The sequence below is a fragment of the Roseomonas rosulenta genome (genome assembly GCF_016106005.1).
In the GTDB taxonomy this organism is placed as follows: domain Bacteria; phylum Pseudomonadota; class Alphaproteobacteria; order Acetobacterales; family Acetobacteraceae; genus Neoroseomonas; species Neoroseomonas rosulenta.
Genome location: NZ_JACADR010000373.1, coordinates 1 through 3,627, shown reverse-complemented (window position 1 = coordinate 3,627; position 3,627 = coordinate 1). Strand labels below are relative to the sequence as shown.

At 74.0% G+C, this 3,627-nt stretch carries 4 protein-coding genes; 3 read left to right on the top strand and 1 reads right to left on the bottom strand.

Annotated features, from left to right (window positions below; translation table 11 throughout):
• On the bottom strand, window positions 1-1,071 hold a 1,071-nt coding region (gene mutL, locus HW578_RS24410; protein WP_198373305.1), incomplete at its 3' end, for a DNA mismatch repair endonuclease MutL.
• Window positions 1,072-1,184: 113 nt separating this feature from the next.
• Between mutL and HW578_RS24405 the strand changes: the two genes are divergently transcribed.
• The 3 genes from HW578_RS24405 to HW578_RS24395 all read left to right on the top strand — a co-directional run bounded on the left by HW578_RS24405 (window position 1,185) and on the right by HW578_RS24395 (window position 3,599).
• Window positions 1,185-1,826, top strand: a complete 642-nt coding sequence (locus tag HW578_RS24405) for a CDP-alcohol phosphatidyltransferase family protein (RefSeq protein WP_198373304.1) — start codon at window positions 1,185-1,187, stop codon at window positions 1,824-1,826.
• Between the two features lie 79 nt (window positions 1,827-1,905).
• Window positions 1,906-2,883, top strand: a complete 978-nt coding sequence (locus HW578_RS24400) for a phosphatidate cytidylyltransferase (protein WP_198373303.1) — start codon at window positions 1,906-1,908, stop codon at window positions 2,881-2,883.
• Window positions 2,883-3,599, top strand: a complete 717-nt coding sequence (locus tag HW578_RS24395; protein WP_198373302.1) for a lysophospholipid acyltransferase family protein — start codon at window positions 2,883-2,885, stop codon at window positions 3,597-3,599. The genes HW578_RS24400 and HW578_RS24395 overlap by 1 nt, the downstream gene beginning before the upstream one ends.
• Window positions 3,600-3,627 lie beyond the last annotated feature (28 nt).

Sequence of the window (3,627 nt, the reverse complement as noted above, 5' to 3'; positions counted from 1 at the left end):
CTGCCAGGACGCGGCGCTGCCCGGCACGACGCCCGGCACCGCCACCGCTGCCCCGGCCCCCACCGCCAGCGCGCGGCGCAGCGCCGAGATCACCGCGCCGCGCACCGCCTCGCTTTCCCGGAAGCGCAGCTCGGTCTTCATCGGGTGGACGTTCACGTCCACACTTTCGGGCGGGATGTCGAGGAACAGCGCCGCCGCCGGATGCCGCCCCTGCGCGATCAGGTCGCGATAGGCGACGCGCAGCGCCACGCGCAGTAGCGGGTCGCGCACCGGGCGGCGGTTCACCACCAGGTGCTGCCCCATGGTGGTCGGCCGCGTGAAGGAGGGCAGCGCGGCGAGGCCGCGCAGGTCGAGCGCGGCGCCGACATGCTCCACCGGCACGGCCGCCGCGGCGAAGCCCGGGCCGAGCACCTGGCGGATGCGCCCTTCCCAGTCGGTCGCGGGCAGGTTCAGCGCCTCCCGCCCGTCGCTCTCGACGCGGAAGGTGACGGCGGGCCAGGCCAGGGCCAGGCGGCGCACCGCCTCGATCGCGTGGTCGGCCTCGGTGCGCGCGTGGCGGAGGAACTTGCGCCGCGCCGGCGTGGCGAAGAACAGGTCGCGCACCTCGACGCGCGTGCCCGACGCGCCGGCGGCCGGCGCCACGGCGCCGACATGGCCGCCCTCGACGGTGATCCGATGCGCGCTGCCGCCGGCCGGGCGCGAGGTGATCGCAAGGCGCGCCACCGCACCGATCGAGGGCAGCGCCTCCCCGCGGAAGCCCAGCGTCGCGATGCGGAACAGCGTCGCTTCCTCGGGCAGCTTCGAGGTGGCGTGGCGCTCGATCGCCAGGGCAAGGTCGGCCGCGCCCATGCCGCAGCCGTCATCCTCCACCAGGATGCGGTCCATGCCGCCGCCCTCGAGCAGCACGGCGATGCGCGTGGCACCGGCATCGAGCGCGTTCTCCACCATCTCCTTCACGGCGGCGGCGGGGCGCTCCACCACCTCGCCGGCGGCGATGCGGTTGGCGGTGGTCTCGGGCAGGCGGCGGATGGCCGGGCGGGGGGGCGACTCGACCGGGGGGACGGAGTCCATGGGACCTAGGTAGAGCACTTCGCCACGATCGGGAATCACGGCCTGTGCAGCGTTTCCTTCCGGTGCGCGCCCGCCTGCGCCATGCTGTCCACGGGCTGCAAGGCAGGGGGGCCATGGCGGACGAGGCAGACCGGCGACCGATCGCGGCGCGCAACCTCGGGATCACGCAGCGAATTGCCGCGGCGCTGGTGGCGCGTGGGGCCTCGCCGAACGGCATCTCGCTGGCGGGCATGGCGGCGGGCCTGGCGGCGGGGCTCTGCTTCGCGGCCACCGCCTGGCTGCCGGGGGCGGCCTGGGTGTTCTGGCTGCTCGGTGCGGCGCTGGTGCAGGCGCGGCTGATGGCGAACCTGCTGGACGGGATGGTGGCGATCGGGCGCGGCGTCGCCTCGCCAGTCGGCGAATTGTACAACGAGGTGCCGGACCGGGTGTCGGACACGGCGGTGCTGGTGGGCCTCGGCGTCGCGGCGGGATCGGTGGCGCTGGGGCTCGCGGCCGCGCTGGCGGCGATGCTGACGGCCTATGTGCGCACCACGGCGCGCGCCGGCGGCGCGCCTTCCGACTTCTGCGGACCCATGGCGAAGCAGCATCGGATGGCGCTGGCCACCGCGCTGGCGGTGTGGTGCGCGCTGGCGCCCGGCGCCTGGGACGGCGCGATCCCGGTGACGGTGGTGCTGGTGGTGATCACGCTGGGGTCGGTCTTCACCGCCTGGCGGCGCCTCGCGCGCGCCGCGGCCGCGCTGGAGGCGAAGCGATGAGGCATGGAGCAGACGGCGGCCGCATGCGGACGGCGGCACGGGCCGCGGGGGCATGCAAGCGCGTCGCGGTACCGCCGGCATGACCCGCCACGGCACCTTCGACCACCCGGTCACCATCGGCATCGTCGCGGCGGCGGTGCTGGTCGTCGCGGTGGCCTTCGCGGTGATCGGCGTGATGACGGCGCGCGGCCGCGGCACGCCGGAGCTGCGCCGCGAATTATGGCTGCGCACGGCCTCCTGGTGCCTGCTGCTGCCGCTGATGATGGGGCCGGTGCTGCTCGGGCGCGAATGGGTGATCGGCGCCGTCACCCTGCTCGGCCTCGCCTGCCTGCGCGAATTCGACCGCGCGACGGGGCTGTTCCGCGAGCCGCTGGTGGCGGGGATCGTGGTGGTGGGGATCCTGGCGGCGAACTTCGCCGCGCTCGATCACTGGTATGGGTTTTTCGTGGCACTCTGGCCGCTCACGGTCGGCGTCATCGTGGTCGGCACCATCCCGCGCGACCGGCCGGCCGGCTACGTGCAGCGAACCGCGCTCGGCATCCTCGCCTACATGCTGTTCGGCGCGGGCCTCGCGCACCTGTCCTTCATGGCGAACGAGCCGGGCTACCGGCCGATCCTGCTGATGCTGCTGACCACGGTGGCGTTGTCGGACGTGGCGGCCTTTACCTTCGGCAAGCTGATCGGCGGGCCGAAGCTGCTGCCGGCGACCAGCCCGAACAAGTCGATCTCGGGCGCCGTCGGGGCGCTGTGCGTCACCACGCTGCTGGTGGCCGGGCTGTCCTCCGTCATCTTCGCCGGCACGGCGATGGCGCAATGGCACTGGCTGCTGCTGCTCGGTCTGATCGTGGGCATCGGCGCGCAGGCCGGCGACCTGATGCTGTCCTCCATCAAGCGCGACATCGGCATCAAGGACATGGGCACCATCCTGCCCGGCCATGGCGGCGTGCTGGACCGCTTCAATTCCCTGCTGCTAGTGGCGCCCGCCGCCTTCCACTTCATCCAGTTCTTCGTCGGCTTCGGCATGGGCCAGCCGGCGCGGCTGATCACGGGGGGCTGATGGAATTCAAGCTCCGCCCCGCGCGCGACCACGGTCTGGACGCCGCCGACCGGCTGCGCAGCCTGTCGCGCGAGCGTGGCCTGGGCTCCGTGGTGCTGGGCAGTGCCTGGCGCGCGCTTGTGCGGGGATACCTCGCGGCGTTCCACAGGCTGGAGGTGACGGGGCGGGAGAACCTTCCCCCCGCCCCCTTCGTGCTGGTGGCGAACCACGCGAGCCATCTCGATGCGCTCACCCTTTCGGCCGTGCTGCGCGGCGATGCGGCGCGGCGCGCGCATGCGCTGGCGGCGGGCGACACCTTCTTCACCTCGACCCTCACCTCGGCCTTCGCCGCCTATGCGGTGAATGCGCTACCGGTCTGGCGCAAGCGCACCCGGCCGAGCGAGATCGCAACGCTGCGCGAACGGCTGGTCGAGGACCGCCTCGTGTACATCCTGTTCCCCGAAGGCACGCGCTGCCGCGACGGCACGATGGCCGGTTTCCAGCCGGGCATCGGCGCCCTGGTCGCGGGCAGCGATGTGCCGGTGGTGCCCTGCTTCCTCGATGGCGCCTTCGCCGCCTGGCCGCCGCAGCGGCGGTTCCCCCGACCGGGCAGGCTGCGCCTATCGATCGGTGCGCCGCTGCGCTGCGACGACCTGCCCGGCGGCCGCGCCGGATGGGAGGAGACGGCGCGGCGCTGCGAGGCGGCAGTGCGCGCGCTGGCCCCCGCCGGCGCCTGACGCCGAACGGCCCCGATGCGCCGCGGCG

Coding starts and splice junctions, on each gene's coding strand:
- HW578_RS24395 (WP_198373302.1), top strand. CDS start 2,883: ATGGAATTCAAGCTCCGCCCCGCGCGCGACCACGGTCTGGACGCCGCC.
- HW578_RS24400 (WP_198373303.1), top strand. CDS start 1,906: ATGACCCGCCACGGCACCTTCGACCACCCGGTCACCATCGGCATCGTC.
- HW578_RS24405 (WP_198373304.1), top strand. CDS start 1,185: ATGGCGGACGAGGCAGACCGGCGACCGATCGCGGCGCGCAACCTCGGG.